Origin of the sequence: Candidatus Nanohalococcus occultus (assembly GCF_029207735.1) — an archaeon.
Taxonomy (GTDB): domain Archaea; phylum Nanohalarchaeota; class Nanosalinia; order Nanosalinales; family Nanosalinaceae; genus Nanohalococcus; species Nanohalococcus occultus.
This window is the reverse complement of the sequence record NZ_CP104395.1, coordinates 877,352-896,891: the sequence shown is the minus strand read 5'-3', so window position 1 is coordinate 896,891 and position 19,540 is coordinate 877,352. Positions and strand designations below refer to the sequence as shown.

At 47.5% G+C, this 19,540-nt stretch carries 20 protein-coding genes; 16 read left to right on the top strand and 4 right to left on the bottom strand.

The genetic code is table 11. The features are described 5' to 3' along the window. Nucleotides 1-219: 219 nt before the first annotated feature. Nucleotides 220-1,083, top strand: coding sequence for a hypothetical protein (locus SVXnc_RS05185; RefSeq protein ID WP_347721855.1), 864 nt, complete (start codon nucleotides 220-222; stop codon nucleotides 1,081-1,083). On the opposite strand, the gene SVXnc_RS05180 is transcribed toward SVXnc_RS05185, so the two are convergent. Together SVXnc_RS05180 and dph5 are read right to left on the bottom strand one after the other, a co-directional pair. Beyond that, on the bottom strand, nucleotides 1,076-1,306 hold the full coding sequence (locus SVXnc_RS05180; RefSeq protein WP_347721854.1) for a DUF357 domain-containing protein: 231 nt from the start codon (nucleotides 1,304-1,306) through the stop codon (nucleotides 1,076-1,078). The two genes, SVXnc_RS05185 and SVXnc_RS05180, sit on opposite strands and share 8 nt — an antisense overlap. Next, nucleotides 1,299-2,000 (bottom strand): diphthine synthase, encoded by a 702-nt coding sequence (dph5, locus tag SVXnc_RS05175; protein ID WP_347721853.1) that lies wholly within the window; start codon nucleotides 1,998-2,000, stop codon nucleotides 1,299-1,301. The genes SVXnc_RS05180 and dph5 overlap by 8 nt, the downstream gene beginning before the upstream one ends. A gap of 28 nt (nucleotides 2,001-2,028) precedes the next feature. Here dph5 and SVXnc_RS05170 point away from each other — a divergent pair, with 28 nt between their 5' ends. The 12 genes from SVXnc_RS05170 to SVXnc_RS05115 all read left to right on the top strand — a co-directional run bounded on the left by SVXnc_RS05170 (nucleotide 2,029) and on the right by SVXnc_RS05115 (nucleotide 13,318). Continuing rightward, nucleotides 2,029-3,054 carry a class I SAM-dependent methyltransferase gene (locus SVXnc_RS05170; RefSeq protein ID WP_347721852.1) on the top strand — a complete coding sequence of 342 codons (1,026 nt, stop codon included), beginning with the start codon at nucleotides 2,029-2,031 and terminating at the stop codon, nucleotides 3,052-3,054. Nucleotides 3,055-3,110: 56 nt separating this feature from the next. After that, a complete protein-coding gene (locus SVXnc_RS05165) occupies nucleotides 3,111-3,773 on the top strand; it encodes a hypothetical protein (protein WP_347721851.1) in 663 nt (220 codons plus the stop codon). 73 nt (nucleotides 3,774-3,846) lie between these two features. After that, complete coding sequence (locus tag SVXnc_RS05160; RefSeq protein WP_347721850.1) at nucleotides 3,847-4,563, top strand: hypothetical protein; 717 nt, start codon at nucleotides 3,847-3,849, stop codon at nucleotides 4,561-4,563. Next, nucleotides 4,560-7,430: a carboxypeptidase-like regulatory domain-containing protein gene (locus SVXnc_RS05155; RefSeq protein ID WP_347721849.1), complete on the top strand. Its 2,871-nt coding sequence runs from the start codon at nucleotides 4,560-4,562 to the stop codon at nucleotides 7,428-7,430. Before SVXnc_RS05160 ends, SVXnc_RS05155 begins: the two co-directional genes overlap by 4 nt. A 52-nt stretch (nucleotides 7,431-7,482) precedes the next feature. After that, nucleotides 7,483-9,216: a hypothetical protein gene (locus SVXnc_RS05150; RefSeq protein ID WP_347721848.1), complete on the top strand. Its 1,734-nt coding sequence runs from the start codon at nucleotides 7,483-7,485 to the stop codon at nucleotides 9,214-9,216. 64 nt (nucleotides 9,217-9,280) lie between these two features. Beyond that, entirely contained in the window at nucleotides 9,281-9,550 is a 270-nt protein-coding gene (locus tag SVXnc_RS05145; protein ID WP_347721847.1) for a cyclin family protein, read from the top strand. Continuing rightward, nucleotides 9,543-9,998 carry a hypothetical protein gene (locus SVXnc_RS05140; RefSeq protein WP_347721846.1) on the top strand — a complete coding sequence of 152 codons (456 nt, stop codon included), beginning with the start codon at nucleotides 9,543-9,545 and terminating at the stop codon, nucleotides 9,996-9,998. Before SVXnc_RS05145 ends, SVXnc_RS05140 begins: the two co-directional genes overlap by 8 nt. Before the next feature lie 31 nt (nucleotides 9,999-10,029). Then, on the top strand, nucleotides 10,030-10,785 hold the full coding sequence (locus SVXnc_RS05135) for a zinc ribbon domain-containing protein (protein ID WP_347721845.1): 756 nt from the start codon (nucleotides 10,030-10,032) through the stop codon (nucleotides 10,783-10,785). 9 nt (nucleotides 10,786-10,794) lie between these two features. Next, the gene (locus SVXnc_RS05130; protein WP_347721844.1) at nucleotides 10,795-11,718 is read left to right on the top strand and encodes a coiled-coil domain-containing protein; all 924 of its coding nucleotides are present in this window, start codon (nucleotides 10,795-10,797) and stop codon (nucleotides 11,716-11,718) included. A 208-nt stretch (nucleotides 11,719-11,926) separates the two neighbouring features. Further along, nucleotides 11,927-12,169: a hypothetical protein gene (locus tag SVXnc_RS05125; RefSeq protein ID WP_347721843.1), complete on the top strand. Its 243-nt coding sequence runs from the start codon at nucleotides 11,927-11,929 to the stop codon at nucleotides 12,167-12,169. A 5-nt stretch (nucleotides 12,170-12,174) separates the two neighbouring features. Next, entirely contained in the window at nucleotides 12,175-12,789 is a 615-nt protein-coding gene (locus SVXnc_RS05120; protein WP_347721842.1) for a hypothetical protein, read from the top strand. A 13-nt stretch (nucleotides 12,790-12,802) separates the two neighbouring features. Further along, nucleotides 12,803-13,318, top strand: coding sequence for a hypothetical protein (locus SVXnc_RS05115; RefSeq protein WP_347721841.1), 516 nt, complete (start codon nucleotides 12,803-12,805; stop codon nucleotides 13,316-13,318). A gap of 69 nt (nucleotides 13,319-13,387) precedes the next feature. Here SVXnc_RS05115 and SVXnc_RS05110 read toward each other — a convergent pair whose 3' ends face one another. Both SVXnc_RS05110 and SVXnc_RS05105 read right to left on the bottom strand, forming a co-directional pair. Continuing rightward, complete coding sequence (locus SVXnc_RS05110; RefSeq protein WP_347721840.1) at nucleotides 13,388-14,245, bottom strand: hypothetical protein; 858 nt, start codon at nucleotides 14,243-14,245, stop codon at nucleotides 13,388-13,390. Beyond that, nucleotides 14,242-14,691 (bottom strand): hypothetical protein, encoded by a 450-nt coding sequence (locus SVXnc_RS05105; RefSeq protein WP_347721839.1) that lies wholly within the window; start codon nucleotides 14,689-14,691, stop codon nucleotides 14,242-14,244. Before SVXnc_RS05105 ends, SVXnc_RS05110 begins: the two co-directional genes overlap by 4 nt. A gap of 40 nt (nucleotides 14,692-14,731) precedes the next feature. Between SVXnc_RS05105 and SVXnc_RS05100 the strand changes: the two genes are divergently transcribed. The 3 genes from SVXnc_RS05100 to SVXnc_RS05090 all read left to right on the top strand — a co-directional run bounded on the left by SVXnc_RS05100 (nucleotide 14,732) and on the right by SVXnc_RS05090 (nucleotide 19,508). Beyond that, a complete protein-coding gene (locus SVXnc_RS05100) occupies nucleotides 14,732-16,993 on the top strand; it encodes an ATPase, T2SS/T4P/T4SS family (protein ID WP_347721838.1) in 2,262 nt (753 codons plus the stop codon). Nucleotides 16,994-16,999: 6 nt separating this feature from the next. After that, nucleotides 17,000-19,159: a type II secretion system F family protein gene (locus SVXnc_RS05095; RefSeq protein ID WP_347721837.1), complete on the top strand. Its 2,160-nt coding sequence runs from the start codon at nucleotides 17,000-17,002 to the stop codon at nucleotides 19,157-19,159. A 160-nt stretch (nucleotides 19,160-19,319) separates the two neighbouring features. Continuing rightward, nucleotides 19,320-19,508, top strand: a complete 189-nt coding sequence (locus SVXnc_RS05090) for a hypothetical protein (protein ID WP_347721836.1) — start codon at nucleotides 19,320-19,322, stop codon at nucleotides 19,506-19,508. Nucleotides 19,509-19,540 lie beyond the last annotated feature (32 nt).

The window sequence follows — 19,540 nt, the reverse complement described above, 5'->3', positions numbered from 1 at the left end:
GTTCCCACGGCTGTAGCTCAGGATAGTTTTGAGCAGACTACGATAGACGAATCTTTTCTAAATCAGATCTATAATAGCTTCATAAGCAGCTCCAATCCTAAAGAGGGGTCTGTTGATACTCTCAACGTCCTTTACAACTGTTTTATTAAAGGAAATTATGAGCAGGTTGGGTCCTGCTATGAGTCTAAGGCTTCGCAACTGTCTGCCACTCCATATGAGGTGTGGTATGGAGAAAGCAGATCTGATGACAATGGCGACGATAAAGCTAATCCTGGCGAACTCGCCATACGAGAAACATCTGCTTTCACAGAATCTACTCCGTTATACACTGCTAACACTCTGAGTGTCAAGGCAACGGATCTAAGAGATCTAAGCAACCAGGAGAAAAAGTTCTACGATGATTCGAAGATAACTTTCACGGTAAGCACCCCTCATTCTGGGGATCGGAGCAGTGTTTCCTGTGAAGGCACTCCGGATCCGAATACATGTACTGCTTCTAAAGAAGTCACTCCTCAGTTTTCCGGGGAGTATACAGTTAAAGCGGAAGCTCAGACCTCGGATGGACGTACCGTGAGTTTACAAAGAAGCTTCCAGGCGGTTGCTAAAGGATTGCCGCCGGAAAATAAACCGGAGCTAGGAGGAGAGTTCAGCGACTGGGAGCCACACTGGGAGACGGCATCGCAGTTAGAAAATTATCTGGAGTTTACAACGCCACGTGATAACAGCTTTGTTCTCATTGACTCCGGCGATACCGGTTTCTGCGGTGACGCAGTTATCAGAAAAACCGTTACAGTTCAGCCTGGTCGCGCCAAGACCGTCAGCGTCGACTATCAGCTCAATACAGGGATAAACCCTGGCGAAGTCGGTATCTGGTGGGGCAGCCAAGAGGAAATCGTTGACTACGATGATGACGTCTCGGAAACGGGTACTTGGAGGCTTGAGATATCGCAGCCGAGCTGGACGGATACGCCTGCCCGTAATCAGTTGAATATCGGTCTAAGAGAATCAGAGGAGACCTGTACGTCCGCTCTCCGGTTACAGTCTCCTACAAGACTCGTGATTGATGATGTGGATATTAGTTAAATCTGCCTAACCTTTCAAGCGTCTCAAGTATCCCCCAGGCGTAGATAACCGACTCCCAGGCCCGAATGTAATCGTTTTCCTCCAAGAAATGGCTTGTATCGTCTCTGTATGCTAGAACGTTTTCCATCTGTTCTACGGATTCGTCGCGTTTTTCTATACGTTCGTTTAGCTTTTCCAGCCATTTTTCGGTTTCTTCCTCGAGTTTTTCCTGAGTCTTATCCATCGTGACTCTCCAAAAACTCCTCTTCCATGTGGTCTGTCTTTCCAACGATTGCCAGGCAGTGAGGTGTTTCTCCTGTTTCGAACTCTTCTCCTAGCTCTATAACCTTCGCGTTCATAGAATCTGCGTTCGCACGCTCAACCAGCACTGCTCTCCTGCCTTCCAAGCTTTCATCTATCTTGACAAGTTTGTCTGCGGCCTTGGAGCCGTCATAGTTGATATCAAGCAAAACAAGTGTGTGTAGTCCGATTGAATCGTTTTTCTCGATATGCTCGGTTATTGATTCTGGTGCGAAATCCTCGGGAAGTGTAACGGTTCGGCCGAACTTGTAAACGTTTAAACCTGTCTCCGCGATGCTTGTAAAGATCGAAGGCGCATGAACAACGGTTGTCTCAATACCTCTCTGTACCGCACGGTGTTTTATCTCGTAATGGGTCGTAGCAGTTAAAGGATCGCCTGAAACAAGGAATGCTGTGTCTTTCTCCTCTGCGGACTCTAGTATGATGTCTTCCTGTTCGACCTTTTCTCTTGAGAGTTTTTCTATCTCTGTGCCTGTCTTTTCTTCCAGCTCTTCTACTGAGACTGTCTCGGTGTTAGTGTAAAACTCTGCGTACGCTTTCTCAGCGTTTTCCAGGGCTTTCAGTCCTTTCTGTGTTATTTCTCCATCGTCAAGTCCGAGACCAACCAAATAAAGCATTTCATCTAGTAACTGGTACCTAAGAGTTATGAAACAGACACAGCTCGAGGAACGAGTAAGACAGATCTTCGAGCAGCAGGGCTTTGAGGTCGAAAAAACAGGTTTCGGGTATAAAGCAGAGAAGGAGAGGCAAAGCTTCGAAATCCAGGTTTTCTCCTCGGAAAAACACAGTGAAAAACAGGTCATGGAATCTGTGGAAAAAGACCTTGTTTTCGTCGACGAACCGTTATCAGCTGTCAAAGACCAGCTGAATGTCGATGTATCGGTTCTAGAGGAAAGAAATGATGAAGAATACGACTTGCCGTCTTTCGAGATAATAGGCGATATCGCGGTTATCAACGAGCTGGTTGATCTTTCCAGAGAAGAGGCCGTTGAAGGAATACTGAACTCGAATCCGAACGTAGAAACAATACTTTTGAAGACAGATTCTTTGAGCGGAGAGTTCCGAGTGGGCGACTACGAGAAACTTTACGGCGAGGAAACCGAGACGGTTCACAAGGAGTTTGGCTGCCGGCTGAAGGTCGATCCAACCAAGGTCTACTTTTCCGAAAGGTTCTCAACCGAGAGAAAAAGAGTAATCGATCAGATAGAAGATGGGGAGAAGGTCTTGGTAATGTTTGCCGGGGTTGGACCATTTGCTATACTGGCAGCTAAACATGCGAATCCAGAGAAAGTTGTTGCAGTTGAGAAAAATCCGATTGCCGCTGAATATCTGGAGGAAAACATCGAATTGAACAGTTTAGAGGGCTTAGTTGAGGGCTATGAGGGCGATGTAGAGGAGATAGTCCCTGAGTTAGGTGAGAAGTTCGATCGGATAATTATGCCTCTACCCGGAATGGCTGATAAATTCCTTTCACTGGCGGTTGATTCGGCTGCTGAAAATGCTGTGGTTCATTACTACCGTTTCCTAGAGGAGGGAAACTGGGAGTCTCTGGATCAAGAAATAGAGGCGTTGGCAGAGGAGTTCGACGTTTTAGACAGAACGGTCTGTGGTGAACGCTCACCGTCATCACAGAGAGTATGTGTGGATATAATGCTGAGAAACCAGGTCTGATAGGTTAGCACCTAGCGGTGACAAATATAAAGATTGGATGTAGTAGATATTTTGTAATGGTCGTACATCTATACCATGGAGTTATAGAGCCTCTTGTTGCCAAAGGCATTGCCAAAGCCCTCGATGAGGGCGATAGCAGAGCAAGAACTATTTTAGACGACAGAGGTTTCCTTGAAGACACGGAATCTGATGTGGGCTTCGAAGACTCCGATCTAGTGCTTTCCGAGCAGGGAGAAGGTTACGTAGTATACGAACCGGCCTCGAGGGCAGGACAGGATACAGAAAACGATGTCGACCCTACAGATGAAAATATGTTAGGTCAAAACCCTGGAACAGATACAGACGGAGGTGAGAATAGAATGACAAACGATTTAGACAGACACGCAAACAACATTGGAAGGATCCTAGATGGAGTGGAAAACGGCGATTTGAACAAGGCTGATGCTATTGAAGGCCTCCACCAGTATATGACGGAGGAGGTTGGATACGGTCAGGCTAGACAGTTCGCTGACAGGTACGAAGATCTTGTAGACAAGGTAGTCGATATGAAAGACGAAGTCCGAGATAGAGTTGACGAGCATGAACAGTACGCTCAGCAGATCTCCAACGAGATGGATACTCAGCTATCCAATTTGGAGTCCTACATTGACTTCATGAGCAACGAACTAGATCACGCAGAAGCACGAATGGACCGAGCAGATTCCCGACTAGATCTTTAAATCGGGTTTCTACATTTTCTTTTCTTCTTTTTTCTCAAAAAACATATAAGTGTTTACTACAGAGTGATAACATATGACTAATGATCTTGACCGCCATGCTTCGGGTGTCGACTCTTCTCTAGATGGTGTCGATAGAATGCTCGAAGGTATCAGAGATAGGACGAACAATCAGATAGAGGATATGAGAGATGAGATTGAGCGTCAAAGAGATGTTCTTGATAGGATGGGTCATCAAGATTTTGTTAAAGGTCTTAGAGATATAGAAAGACATTACAATACGGATTATGATACTAAAAGCGATGCTCGGCAGGCAGAAAACGATATAGATGCTACTTTTGTACGTCATGGTTATGACATGCCCTTCGAAGATGTAGGTCTAAGCAGAGTTGATGTTGATGATAGTGCGGGTTTTGATTGGTTTGCTGATAAAGTTACTACTAGAAGAGCAGTACTGGCCGGAGCAGCAACAGCTATTGGTGGTTTGATCGGAACTGACTTTTTCAACAGTTTTGAAGGAGACCATCCGGGAACGGGTGGCGTAAGATTTGGTCAGGACGACATAGATGGATGGGGAGCCATGGAAGATCCTAGGGCGGGTTATATGAGTAGTCCGCCTTGCGATAAGACGGACGAAGAAGTCCGTGAGACTTTGGATCTTGACGCTGAGGTCTCAGATACGTTCTACGAGCTGAACGGCGAGGATTTGGATGTTTATGTTTTCCAGGATGGACTTCTTGATTACAAGGGTTCTATGGACTATAGAGGGTCTTTGGAGGGGGTGTGTCAGTGAAATTCTCAAGGATTGTTCTTGTGCTTCTTATCTTGGTGCCTACAGCTACAGCACAGATCTCGGTGGGTCTACAGCCTGAAGAAGATAAAGAACTAGGTTCGAATCAGAAAATTGATATATTCGCGGAGGCATCAACTTACCGTTCTAACGGGGTAGAATACCTCAGAATATATTCTCGGGAAGACGCTGGAGAATGGGTTTCCTCTGAGGAAATGCAGGCTTCTGGATGTGCTGATGGCTACTGTAGTGTGGAATTAAAGGAGTCTCAACCTGCTGGAACCACGATCGAATTCAAGGCGAAAGCAAGGTCCAGGGACGGTAGCACTTACACAGAAGGCCCTATAACTATCGAATGGATTTCTAACTCGGGCGAGGACGAAGATAATGGCGAAACCGATCAGGGAAAGGATGCTTCCGTTTCTCTTGGAAGTCCGGCTAATGATGCGGAAGATGTCGGTACGAATCCGAGCTTCCGGTTTACGGTAACTGATGAGGACAGTTACGCTATGGAGTCTGTAACGCTGGCTATAGAGGAAAAACACGGTAGCAGTGACAGCCCTTGGAGTTATTACGGTGAAGGCCAGCGGGCTAAAACTTATACGGTAACGGAGTACGGCTCGGATGTGTATGTGTCCGGTCGGAATTACGCTCAGCAGTTCGATTTCTCTGGAGCTTTACTGGATCCTGGGAAAAGCTATGTTTGGGCGGTAAAAGCTGATGACGGCGATGGGGATGAACCGGCTAAATCAGAGATCCGTAGTTTCACAACAGAGGAAGAAGATGAGGGTGACGGTGAGGACGAGGATAACGGTAACGGAGACGATACTGATTGGAATGAGGATCCGCATGCTGATCTAGTTGTAACTCCGGACCGCGCTGAGTCAGGTACGCGGTTCAAGTTCGATGCCTCGGACTCGGATGATGACGATGGCTTCATCGATTTCTACAGATATGATTTCGACGGCGACGGCGACTGGGATAGAACTACGAGCGATTCAGTGGTCTATAAGCGAATCTATGACGACGGTCGGAAGGAGGCAAGGGTCAGAGCGGTTGATAACGACGGAGCCGCAGATACAGACGAATACGATTATACGGTTACATCTGACGATGACGTGCCGGAGATCGAGCTTAGATCGCCTGAAGACGGAGAGGAGGTCGATCCGGATGTCCGGTTCAGATGGAAGATAACTGACGGAGATGATTCCTCGATGGATGATACCAAGCTAGTTGTTGAGGAAAAAGACTACAACGGCGACAGGCCTTGGGATAACGGAAAAAGCTATGATATCTCCGATATGACTGACTTAGTCCAGTCCAGGACAGTTGACTTAGATGAGGATACTGTCTATGTCTGGGGAATCAAGGCAGATGATGGGCAGGGCGGATACCATCGCTCCGAGGTATTCGAGTTCACGACCACGGAAGACGACGGAGACGGTGACTACGATGGAGACGAAGCCAACCTTGAAATCGAGGTAGAAGACGAGGACGGGGACGAACTCGATGCGGAAGTCGAGGTAGAAGGCCCAGAAGATGAATCCGGTACGACAGGATCGGATGGAGAGATCGACTTTGATCTGGAACCCGGAGACTATGAGGTAACAGTCTCGAAGTCCGGCTACAGGACGGAAACTGAGGACATAGAGCTTTCAGAGGGAGAGGAAGAAACCCTGGACTTCGAGCTTGAACGCGAGCCTGAAGACATCGAAGTACTCTACGCTCGTATACCTCGAACCGTCTGCCGCGGAGACGATCTGACCGCGGAAATAGGTATAACCAACAACGGAGGCAGCGAACACCTTGAGTTGCGACTTGTGGCCGGAAGCTCGATCGCAGGTAAAGACATAGAGATAGATAAGTACTCAACAGAGCTTCGCCGTATTACGGCCGAGAACATCGGCGGCGAAGAGTTCAACGCAGTTTTAATGCTTGAAAACGGCAGAGAAAGACGTTTCACTCAGGAAGTAAAGGTAAATGACTGCGGTAGCACCGACGATATCTCAGTCAATGTAAGACCTAGAGAGATAACTTACGGCCAGAACATCGAAGTATCTGGTTATGTGGAAGCGGAAGATCGCAGACAGCAGGTAGAGGTATTCGTCGATGGAATAAAACTCGGTGAAACAACTACGGATCGGCGCGGACGCTACAGCTTGTTCGTCCGTCCGACGAACGCCGGAAGACAGGACATAAGAGTTGAGGCAGGTCAGGCAACTGCGAGATCCTCGGTTAACGTCATACCTACAGTCAACGTTGCGTCCTTGAAGTTACCGGAGAGAAGCTTCCAGTCCCGTGAGTTCGAGGTATGTGCGGAGGTAAAATCGCAGGTAACGCCCCAGGTACAGCTTGTAAGAGACGGCACTGTCATTGACTCGAAGTCCGCTGAAGGCGATGTCTGTTTCGATACAAGCACCGTTGAGACCGGTGAACATACCTATGGCATACTTGCCTCGGCCTACGGGGTACGAAGCGGACAGGAACGGGAAATAGAAGTCCTCGAGTTAGGTTCAGAGGTCGATACGTTCCCTGAGAAGGTCGCAACGGTACGTGCCGAAGACGGACTCGTGAAAGTCGAAGTCTATAACAACAGGGAAGACAGCGGGCTGTATGAGGTATCGGTCGATGGACTGCCGAACGGATGGTTCACAACCACCGATAAGGCATTCGAGCTTGCGAAAGGAGACCGGAAGACGGTCTACTTTTACTTCGTACCGGAAAGAGAAGGCCGGTTCTACACAGAGATCGAAGTAAGCCGTAACGGCGAGCAGATCCAAACCACGAACGTGCCGATAAAGGCACAGGGAACAACCCAGCCGCAGGTAACGTGGCATGAGCGAATCCGCTCATTGTTCCCGTCGTGGTAACGACTGATATAAAAAACTTACAGCGTGATGTTATCACAAGGTGATTAAACAAATGGACAACTTAGGAAGAACAATCGCAGCATCGGTAATAATGCTTTTATTCGTCGGCTCAGCTGCCGCAAGCACAGCCGATCTATATTTTACAAGCCCGGAACGACAGACGGAGATCGAATCTTACGCTCAGTATGAGCTAACGATCGAGAACACGGGTACAGCAGAGGACGTCTACATGATGTCCGCGGACCAAGATCAGGTACAGATAGCGCCGCAAAGAGTACCTGAAGAAGACACACTTGAGCCTGGTCAGAAAGCCACGGTCAACGTATGGTACGACCCGAAGCCGAACCAGGAAGCAGGAACATACAGTTTTGACATAAAAGCTACTTCACGAGCTTCAGGGAAGACCTATTCGACCGAAGGCCGTGTGAAAGTAATCCGGGACCACGATGTAACTCTGGAGACAACCAGCTCCCAGACAGTATGTCTAGGGAACAAAGCAGTCTACAACGTAGACGTTACCAACGGAGGAACGCAGGCAGAGAACTTCGAGCTTATAACACGTTACGGACAGCTAACACAGAGCGAGATCGCACTCGAGCCAGGCGAGACCAGAAGCGTCAAAGTAGTAGCCTCCTCTAACAGTTCAACAACGGAGAACTTCAACATTATCGCAAGCTCGAAGACAAGCTACGCACAGGACATTATCAACGTAGAGTTTAACGCAGAAAGATGCTGGGCTTCCCAAGTTTCAATTCAACCGGGTAACAAGGAAACCGCAGCTTACACAGGAACAGAGTACGGCGTAACAGTCAGAAACACAGGAACAAAAGACGACACATTCACACTGACAAGTAACGTCGGAGATCTTGAAGAAACAAACTTCGAAATCGAATCAGGACAGACAGCTTCAACAACACTTGAAGTAACGCCTGAAGAACTCGGAACACAGACGTTAACAGTTACAGCCGAATCCCATGTCTCGACCAGAGGTTCAGCCACTCTAGAGGTTTACAACGGAATGGCCTCAACCGTAGCATTCGAAGACAGCGGAACAACGGTCTGTGAAACCGAACAGTTCACAGCAGACGCAACTGTCACAAACACAGGAGAGGCAGAGGAAAGCTTCGCGCTTACATCGACTAGAGGAAATCTTTCCGACTCCGCAGTTGAACTCGACCCAGGGGAATCCGAAGAAGTCGAACTGGAGCTTAACTCCGCAAACATGGCGATGGGAGCGAACAACGTAACGCTTACATCAACAGCCGCAACCTTTGACGCTCCAAGCAGCACATCAACGCTTACCGCAGTCAAGGAAAACTGCCACGACCTTGAGATGAATCTCGTAAGCTACGAGAAATCCGCAGGAGAGAATAAGGCAGCAATCTACCAGATCGCACTAACCAACACCGGAACAAGAGAAAACACCTACAATCTTTCAGTTCAGGCACCTGACTGGGTAACAGTCACACCTGAAAGCAAGACGGTTCCAGCAGGACAGACCCGTTACGGATACATCTACGCAGGAGTTCCGTTCGAGAAGAGAGGAGAGATCCAGATCACAGCCATGGCAGAAGGAACAGAAATTGAGAAAAACATGTCGGCAATGCTGATCGTCGACGACGGCGTCATGCAGAAAATCCTCAGCGAAGAGGACAACACACCGACAGGCAGCTTCTTTTCGAACGTTCCAGGACTCGAGGCAACACAGACCGTTGCCGGAAGAATCACCGCAGCACTCATCCTCGGAATCCTGATCACCGCAGCAATCCTCTACCACGAATGGTAGAGACCTCCTTTCCTCATTTTTCCTTTTCGTTACCGATAAAAACAGCTTCTCCAAAAACTTGACTATGAACGATCCCTGGAAATACATAGCCTTCCCTGCCGCCGCAGTAATAGGGTACCTGGCATCACTTGTACTCACACAACAGGTAGCTGAGATCGCAGGCCTAACAGAGTTCGCATCACGACTCACAGTGATCGGAGGAGCAGGACTAGTATCCGGCTTCATGGTCGATGAACTCATACCAGCATACATAGAGAAAGTCCACGGAACATCTGGTACAGGGACTGGCGGAGGCGACATGGACTTCGATTCAGGTGATCTAGACTTTGACTAGGAAGATATGTATTTTAGTCGTAACGGCGTTGATGGCTACAGGATTGGCGACAGGAACTCATCAAAATAACAATGATATCTTTTCGAACAGTGATTATTCGGCAACTTCTTTCTCAGACTATTCTTCCACTACAGAGTTGCTCTCTGGTTTTGTAGCTCCTTTCTTGCTTTTATTCTTAATATTTCAGCGAGGTCTGGAAAAAGCACTGATGGTTACGTTAGATGAAGATGATAGTAATCCCTGGAATAACGTCAAACAGGAGAAAAAGCGCCTAAAGAAATATTCTATAGTTATGGCGCTTGCTATCACAGGGATGATCGTACCTACGAAATTTTTCCAGAATTTAGATACGATTACAGCTGCTGTCTTTGGAAGTATTACTTTTCTGCTCTACGGCGCTATCTTAATGGCGCTCTTGTGGGTTTTCTACAGGGTCATAACCGGTTAACATTATAAAAACAAGCTACAAAATTGTGGCTGTGAAGAGATACAAGTATTATTCGTTTTTGGCCGCTTTCTTATCGATTTTGGGGTTAGGCGCGGCGCAAACAGACTGGAGAGGCCCTTCAGCTTCTTCTTTAGATCCCGTAGGTTTTCTGCTTGGATTGTGGTCTGGTTTTACACAGGGTATCGGTAATTTCAGCGACCCTTCCTACTTGGCGGGTTTTGTAGTTATATGGGGATTTGTCTATGCGTCAATAGCAATCTTTGTGAATATAGTAGCTCAGAGAGGTCCCTGGAGTTTTAATCATGTTGTTGAGTTCTTAATGGCGGATTCTAGTACAAGTCCTCCGGCAAGAGGCTCTATTAGCCCAAAGAATGGGGTTCTTGTGCTGACAGCTCTCTCACTAATCACTCTTTTAGGTGGCCCTCTGGATTTCCTAGTAGGTAATGTATATTGGTCTATGGCAATCTTCGGAGGCTTTTTAGCGTTGTCTTTCTTGGTTGGAACTCTGCTAATGGGTCCGAGCATTGTTTTCGGCTTGTTTAGTTTTGGAGCTCAGGGTTTAGCTTCCACTTCAAACTATGCTGCTAGTTCATACATGGATTTGAGGAATTCTCCAGTAGGAAGATTTTTTGACAGAGCGGCTGACGGCCTACCTGGTATTGACGGAGTTAACCAGCAATGGAATGACTTTCTTGAGAGTCAGGGTTATCAGCCCTGCTACAACTGTGGAAACCTGAATGACGGCAGTGCTACTAACTGCTCAAACTGCGGAGATCCACTGCCATAGGTGATTTCAATGGCGACTAATTCAACATCTGGTTCAGCAGGTAACAACCCAAAATCTATCTACGAGGCGTACGTCGATCATCTATCTAAGACTGTACGCGGCCTCAATGCCGCAGGACATCAGCTTGAAGAAGACATACAAGAGATGGAGGAAAGGGTCGTTCCTGAAGCTAAGCAGTGTTTGCGGGACGCAAAAGAAGATGAGGGTAATATACAGGACATAAAAAGTCGCCTCGATAATGTGAGGTCTGACATAAATAGGATTCTAAAAGCTGAAAAAGGAGAGCTTTCTGAAGATACTGAGACAAAGTCCTTTGAAGATATAGAAGAGCAGTTAAAGCAGATTAATGCAGATGTTGACTTGCTTCAGGGCAATATTGTTGAGGAGGAAAATTTAATGGATGATGAGCTTCATGAGCTGGGTGCTATGGCCTCAGAGTTTATTGTGGCATACCGCCGAATAGCTGAGTTCAAAGATACTCACAAATGGAATCAGCTTAAGGTCATGGAACGTTCGATGAGACAGTATGCTCAGAGAGAGAATAGACAAGATCTGCTTCAAATAATGTCTCAAACGCCATCTGAAAAATCAGCTGAAGAGTGGGTTAACCACATTGAAGATCTTGAGGGTCAATTAAAAAGTGTGCTTGAAGAGACGCTAGCGATAATAGAGAACGATCTAGATATGGATAGGCAGGAGGACTCTCAAATGGAAACGGAGGTAAAGTTAATCGAACAGCTAGAATCTACACTTCTTCAGATGGTTGATCATCTAAATAATTCCTCAAAAATGAAGACTGTGAATGATATCATCGGAAAACTCCAATCTATTGAGAACAAGCTGTCCAAAGAACATGAAGAAGAGGTTGTGATTCGAGAGGCAGGTACTAAGGTTATGCGTCTAGAGCAAAAACTCGAGCAGCTAGGTCACTAGTTCATTTATTTAAACCAGAAACAGGCAATTAACCTTTAGGTAGATTCAAAATGGCAGAAGCAGGATTAATGCAACAGTTAATGTCGGCGGCTATGGCTAACCCGGACGTGCTAATTCTAGGTGTCGCGGCAGGATACCTTATCAGTTGGGCCCAAAACCGGAATAAAAGAAAGAATCAAATGGGAGGGTTCATGTAGGTGGAAGTAAAATGAGTGAAAAAAGATCTTTCTCTGACTTCATTTACAACATTGAAAATATAGTTGATGAGTTTACAATCGTGGCTCTATCGTTCGGATTTGTAGTTGTTACGATCTGGGCGTTTTTCTTCGCGGCAGGAGACGTCAGCATGATAGAGTTCGGAAAGCAGGTTGTCAGCCCGTGGCTCACACCATTGGCGTTGATGATTATCGCACGTGAGCTTTGGTTGATGAACCGGAACATGAGTGAGTAATTCAGATGGCAACGGGCTTTAACGAACTGATCAGACTCTTCATGGAGCAGGATGTGTTTACAGGGGTACTTCCGTTTGTACTGACTTATGTCATCTTGTTCCTTGGTGTCAAGAGAGTACCTATATTTGACACAGATGATGGAAGAGGAGAGCAGTTCGCAGCCCTTGTATCTATTGTAGGCGCGTTTTATGTAGCGCGCTTCCTTATCGCCCGGCCTTTCTACCAGCAGTTTTTCATCCAGTATTTCGGGAAGTTCGCGGTTGGAATGGTCGGTCTGCTGGGTTTAATGACTATACTTGCGTTCCTGGGACTGGATCTCGGAGACGACAATAGCTACTTCCCAGGCCCGCTACTGATACTCGCTGCTGTTGCTATGGCAGGTGCGGCTTTCACCTCTGCAGGAGGTTTCGGGCCACCAATATTAACAGAGCTTAACGTCGGAGCTATAGCTCCTATCATCAACGGATTAGTTGAATCCGGTTTGATCTGGGCGGTTGTCATCGGAGGAGTCCTCCTATGGACGTTAAGCGAGGGCGGCGATGACGGTGGCGGAGGCCCGCCTCTAAGAAGACTGATGCTTGATCCATCGGCATGGACTGAGGACTGGGACGATGACTGAGGTGAGAAAATAAATGGGAGTATTTGATGAACTAGTCAGAACTATGATGGACATGGGAGTGTTCCAGGTGATCTTCCCATGGCTGATTGTCATGTCTGTGACTTACGGTGCGCTCAGCAAGTACGAGTACTTTGAGGATGAAATGGTTAATGGCGCCATCGCACTTTCCCTAGGATTCCTTACCTCGGCAGGTATGGTGATGTTCGTCCCAGAAGGTCTTTTCACCAATTTTATGGCGGCCTTGGCTTTCGTGGCTGTAGGCTTGATCGGGATAATCGTCCTGGCTGCGATCGGCGGGATCGATTTCTCAGAGATTGATAGAGAGGACAATCCGATCGGAGGTATTGCCATCGGGTTCAGCTTAATCGCCTTAGTGCTTGTATTCCTCTACCAGTACGATATAACTGGTCTGATCCCACAGACATCAGGCAGCGTCTGGGAGGATGCGGTAATGCCGGTCTTGACAATGATATTCATAATTATTCTCGTAGCAGTGACCGCAGGCGGTGGCGGCGGAGACGACGAGTAAAAGTTTATTTTGATCTGACTGAAACAAGCAGAGGCTAATATTCAGGGAAAAATTATCTGACTGGCTGTTTTACCAGTCTTCCATATTCATGTTTTCGATCTTCTCGGTATCGATGTCTTTTTCTGTCTCGATACCTCTCTCGTCTTTGATCTCTTGTACAAGACCGGTGAGATCCTGGACGTTGTCCACAAGTGATGGAAGTACCTGCTGGAATGCTTTCTCGAGTCCGCCGATACGTGACTGGTAGTTATCGACATGGCTCTCCATCTCTTCGACTTTCTGGACGAACTGCTGTTGGTCCTCATCGTCACGAACCTCGAGGTCGTGAAGACGCTGTTCCATATCCTCCATCTGTTCTTTGATACTATCAATTTCGCCGTAAACGTTTTCGAACTCTGAGAAAATATCATCGATGTTCTCGGCTATAACTGTCTCAACCAGCTCTTCTACCCTTGGATCGACGTTCCCGCTACGTGAAGGCTGATCCATCTGCCCGCCTTGCTGAGGTATAGGCTCCGGGTCTTGATCGGGCTGCTGGTCGAAGTTTCCGTTATCCATACTATCGTTTTGCTCTTGGTTCCTATTGAAGCCTTCGTCCATAGGGCTTACCGCGCCACCGCTTTGATCGCTCTGGTACGGTGTCATCGGTTCCGGTCCGTTGGAACGGGAATTACCCTGCGCCGATGAGGCAACCGCGTTAGTGATTGCCTGATCTATATCCGATTCGTTGTACTGTCCGGCCAGTTCCTGTTTTATCTCGTCTTCGCTGTAGCCCTGTGAAAACATGCTTTCTACAGTTCTGTCTAGGCTATCGCCCATACTCATCTGGTCGTTGGCGGTTCCAAAACTCGAGCCGTACTCGCTGTCGCTCGAAGCACTGTCTCCGCCATCATTGTCCCGTAATCGGCCGAATAGTTCAAACTTCATTCCAAACCAGTTTTAGATTCGCTCTGCTTGCTTTTTATCTTTCTGTCTATCATTTTCTCAACTTCCTTTTTCGAAACCGTTTCCCGGCCGTCCAGTTCATCCTCTAACTGGTTCTGGGTCACGAAGTTCGAGTTCAAAGGATTCATCAGCTTCATGAAGTTCTCCATCTCATCCAGCTGCTGTTCGGAGACAAACTTTCTTTTCTCCCTGTTTATCTCTTTGATGTCGACTTCCATGTTCGCGATACGGTCCCGAACCTCCTCGATCTCATCCTCTAAGTCCTGCATGTTGTTGCTTAGAGACTGGGTCTTGTCTAAAAGACTGTCATCCAAGGTGTTTACCCTTGCGTTCATGTTACGGATCTTCTCTTCCAGGTCTCGGATACGACGGTTGAAGTCGTTTACTCGGTTTACAACCTGGTTTAAAGTGTCTTGCTGGCGGGCCACATCTTTTATTCACGCCCGCCTGAATAATAATCCTAGGGGCATGACTGTTCACAATCTCGACGTTTTCGACTACGAGTACGATGAAGACACGGCTACAGTCAGTGTCAACGTCCTCGGCTCTATCTACGGAGCATCCATCGAGGACTACGAACAGGTAATGAGCCGTGTAATAAACATACTACAGGAAGTCCCGGATGCGAACTCGGTAGTACTCTCCGAATCACGGGATTACGAATACGGCGAAGAACAGATCGATCTGCTTAGAGAGATAGCGCATGTAATACAGGATATATCCGCACAGGGATACCTTTCCCAGAACCCTGGATCTCGCTGCGATTCCTTTTACAGCGAACAGCTGCCTGAGGTCCAGAGCATAATCGTAGATACGTTAAGAAAGGATCCGGTCGGTGCCTACGTCGAACTGCTGCGTAAACGACGGCATCTCAACCAGCAGCGTGGAGAAACATACGAACGGAAGGATAGGTGTATCAAATACTTTTTCCAGGATGTAATCGATCCAATACTCGATGAGCTGGAGGAAACGCAGCTAATACAGCAGGCAAGAGACAACGACTACGTGACAGGTCATCACGTCGGCGATCGTGAGGTCTACAGAGAGTTTTTCCACCCGCTTGTACGTCCGAACTTCATGCTTACAAAGTACATGAGCCTGCCTCCGGAGAGAGGCAAGGAGATCGACCGGTATACGGTTAGAAACAACATCGAGGTCTCGATCTACGAGGTACCGGACAAGGTCCAGCCGGTCTACCATGTGAATGCTCCGGAGTTCCAGTTAAGCGAGGAAAAGTACCGGATACTGGATGCCGCCCGGCGGTTTATGGCCTCTCACCAGCCGGAAAGCGGAGAGTTCGCCCGCCCGGAACGTATGCGCCAGGTTTTCGAAAACATTGGAAGGGACATGCTGCGGGATATATCCAACCAGATGAACATCTCTCTCAATCAGGAAGAACTCGAGGACCTGACAGCAATACTGAACAGGTACACTTCTGGTCTGGGAGTTCTAGAGCTTTTACTAAGCGATCCGAAGATCCAAGACGTTTTTGTAAACTCGCCTATCGGAGACTCGGAGATATTCATAACTCACGAAGAGTACGAAGAGTGTGAGACCAACCTTATACCGACCAAAGACGAGGCAGAATCCTGGGCAACACGTTTCAGAATCAAATCAGGCCGTCCACTGGATGAAGCCAACCCTGTACTCGATACGGAAGCACAGGTACCGGGAGGTCGGGCAAGAGTAGCTATAATACAGGAAAGCCTCTCGCCAGAGGGCCTGGCCTTTGCCTTCCGACGTCACAGATCCAAGGCCTGGACATTACCGCTTTTCATGGACCAGGACATGGTTAACCCGCTAGGAGCCGCATTGATATCTTTCATCGTGGACGGAAACCGTTCTGTGCTTTTCTCAGGAACCCGTGGAGCCGGAAAGACATCTCTATTAGGCGCCTCCATGCTTGAGATAATGAAAAAACACAGGATAGTCTCCGTAGAGGACACTCTCGAGTTGCCGATCAATCAGATGAAGGACTTGGGTTACAACGTCGAAAGGATGAAATCACGTTCGGTAATTACACAGGTGGAAAACGAACTCGGAGCGGATGAGGCTATCCGTACTTCTCTGCGGCTTGGAGACTCCGCGCTTGTAATTGGAGAGGTTAGAAGCGATGAGGCTAAAACTCTTTACGAGGCCATGCGTGTGGGGGCCGTAGCAAACTTTGTTGGAGGAACTATCCACGGAGAGTCAGCCTACTCTGTATTCGACCGGGTTGTAAACGACCTAGGGGTTCCAAAAACCTCTTTCAAAGCAACTGACGTCATCGTCAGCGTCAACAAGATCCGTTCACCGGATGGTATGGAGACCTACAGACGTATAACGGGCATAACAGAAGTTAGAAAGGACTGGACAGACGATCCTGAAGAGGAAAACGGCTTCGTTGATCTTATGCGGTATGATTCGAACAAAGACGAGCTTGTACCAACTGATACATTGCTTAACGGCGAATCAATGGTTCTTAACAGGATCGCTGAAAATATCCGGGAGTGGAAAAACGACTGGGAGGCTGTATGGGACAACATACAGCTCAGAAAGAAGATGAAACAGAGACTTGTTGAGAGATCCCATGAGGTCGACAATCAGGAGATTATGGAGGCTGATTTCGTAGTTGAAGCCAATCAGAAGTATCATAAACTGGCTAATAAGGTCAGTCAAGAATATGGGGAGCAAAACGCCGAGCGCATCTATGCGCGCTGGAATGAATGGCTTGAGAGGAATACGGGGTAGGGTTCCATGAATGAAGATGAAAAAGACAAGCTCAAAGGAATTGTAAATAATCTTAACCGTGATATAGAGCTTCCGCCGTACGATAACGACACTCAGAGAGGTTATTCCAGGGATTACAAGAAGTACAAGAAAGAGGAGGTCCAAGAGCAAGGTCTGTCGCGTTATGAACGTCTTTGCCAGAAAGCCGGCTCTTTGTTTAATATAAGAGCAGGAGAATCGTCTATGAAACGTCTCGGCCCTCCACTTCGTTTACTTGGATGGGAAGTCTCTCCAGGAATGGTTCTTAGCGCTTCGACGCTTGTAGGTTTCATAACTTTCATGATGTGGATGGTTCTGATCGGCCTGAACTTTCTGACAGGCACAACTGTCAGCACGCCTGATGGGACGACTGTTCAGTACCTGCTGCCGATGGAGATGCTGTTTTTGCTTATAATATTCCCTATTTCCGCGACGGCATATACCTACCTGAAACCGGTCTATGATGCTAAAGAGAAGATGATAACGTCTTCCGGAGAGATGATACTGTCTATACTTTACATGGTTGTCTATATGCGTAGCTCTCCGAACATCGAGGGCGCAGTCCGTTTCGCGGCTTTGAATCTCAACGGAGAAATCGCCTCGGATCTGAAAAGGGTTCTTTGGAATGTGGAGGTAGGTAACTATTCCAGGGTTTCTAAATCGCTTGAAGAGTACACTAAGGTCTGGAAAGACTACAATGACGATTATCTTCAGTCCTTACAGATGCTGGAGGCTGCTATGCGTGAATCAAACACTGAGCGACGGAAAGACATGCTACAGGACTCAATTGATAACATACTCGAAGGCACACAGGAAAAGATGAAACACTATGCACAGGGCCTGAAAACACCTGTGATGATACTTAACGCATTGGGTGCGCTTTTACCGGTCTTAGGTCTTATTATGCTTCCTCTTGTCTCGATTTTCATGGGGGGTGTCATAACACCGGTTCATTTGGTGATGCTGTTCAATATTATGCTGCCTACCGGGCTGTGGTGGTTCATGCAGAGACTTCTGACGTCTCGGCCGCCTACAACATCTACACAGCCTGTTGACGATGATTATCTGCCTGAACGCGGAAAAACAGGTTTTACAATAGCAGGTCAGAAAATCCGGATACCTTCATGGGTTGTAGGCGTTGTTATATTCGGTTTGCTGTCGGTTTACGGTTTACTTGGGTATTTACAGTTCCCTCATATGTATCCGTTTACCGCAGAGGAGGTATCGTCTGTTCCAGGTCTTTACGGTTCTGTCAGCAATCCTGACTCGCTTATGATGTTGCTTAGAAGTCTTTCGATCACTTCCGGGCTTGGACTCGGTATAGGCGCCACGATGTACCTCGGGAACCGTAATCGGAAGGAGGCTATCGAGAAACTTCAGAAGATAGAGCGCCAGTTCCCTGACGTACTCTTCCAGTTAGGTAACAAGGTTTCCGGCGGCACACCTGTTGAGGTGGCACTTCAGAAAGCAGCAGAGGATTCAAAGGACATGGAGATATCAGGGCTTTTCCAGAAAGCCTCTGAAAACGTTACAAGGATGGGAATGACCTTTGAAGACGCTCTTTTCGATTCAACGCACGGCGCGATCAGAGAGTATCCAAGTCAGACTATCGAGACAGTTATGAAGGCTATAACCCAGTCTTCGCAGAAAGGAACACAGATGGCGGCGGTAACAATGATGACTATCTCCCGTTACCTCCAGAACATTCACAGAACTCAGGAGACGCTTAATGACTTGCTTGAAGAAACTACAACCACTCTTGTGATGCTCTCCTATATTCTGGCGCCGATAGTATCGGCGATCGCGGTTGGAATGTCCCAGACGATTATGACAGCAATGTTTAAGATATCTCAGTCTTTTACCGATCTTGAGTCGAACCAGGCGCCGAGTGCCGGTTTCGGTTTCGCCCAGGACATCGGTGGCGCTATACCTCCAGAAGCCTTACAGCTTGTTGTCGGGGTTTATCTGATCCAGCTGCTTTACATTCTTGGCACGTTCAGCACAAAGATAACTAAAGGCGAGGAACCTACTTACAGGGCGCTTACAATCGGTAAAATGCTTATATCTGGCGTCATAATTTACTCGCTGGTCATGATAACCATTAGCTGGCTGTTTGGAGGTGTTGTATCATCGGTCGCAACAGGATAGGCTCTGTAACCCTGCCTACGGAGATACTGGTGCTTATAGTCATAGCAGGTATTGTAACTCTCGTCGTAGCAGGTATACTGTCTACAGGTTTCGAAGAGATAATTCAGAACGCACGTCCAGGCACGCTCAGTTAATTATACCGGGGGTGATAAACTAGGGTATGGAGAAAGGCAGTATTCCCATAACAGTCGTTGTGAAACTGGTGATTTCTATATTCGCAGCCCTGATTCTGATAACTGTGATAGTGCCGCTTCTTCAGGCCCAGGGAGGAAATACTATGTGTGTGGGTCCTTGGCGAGCAACAGCCTCAATGGTCGCAGATATGACTGGCAGGAACATCTGCGGATAAGGTTGAATTAATAATACAGAGAAGACAATAGA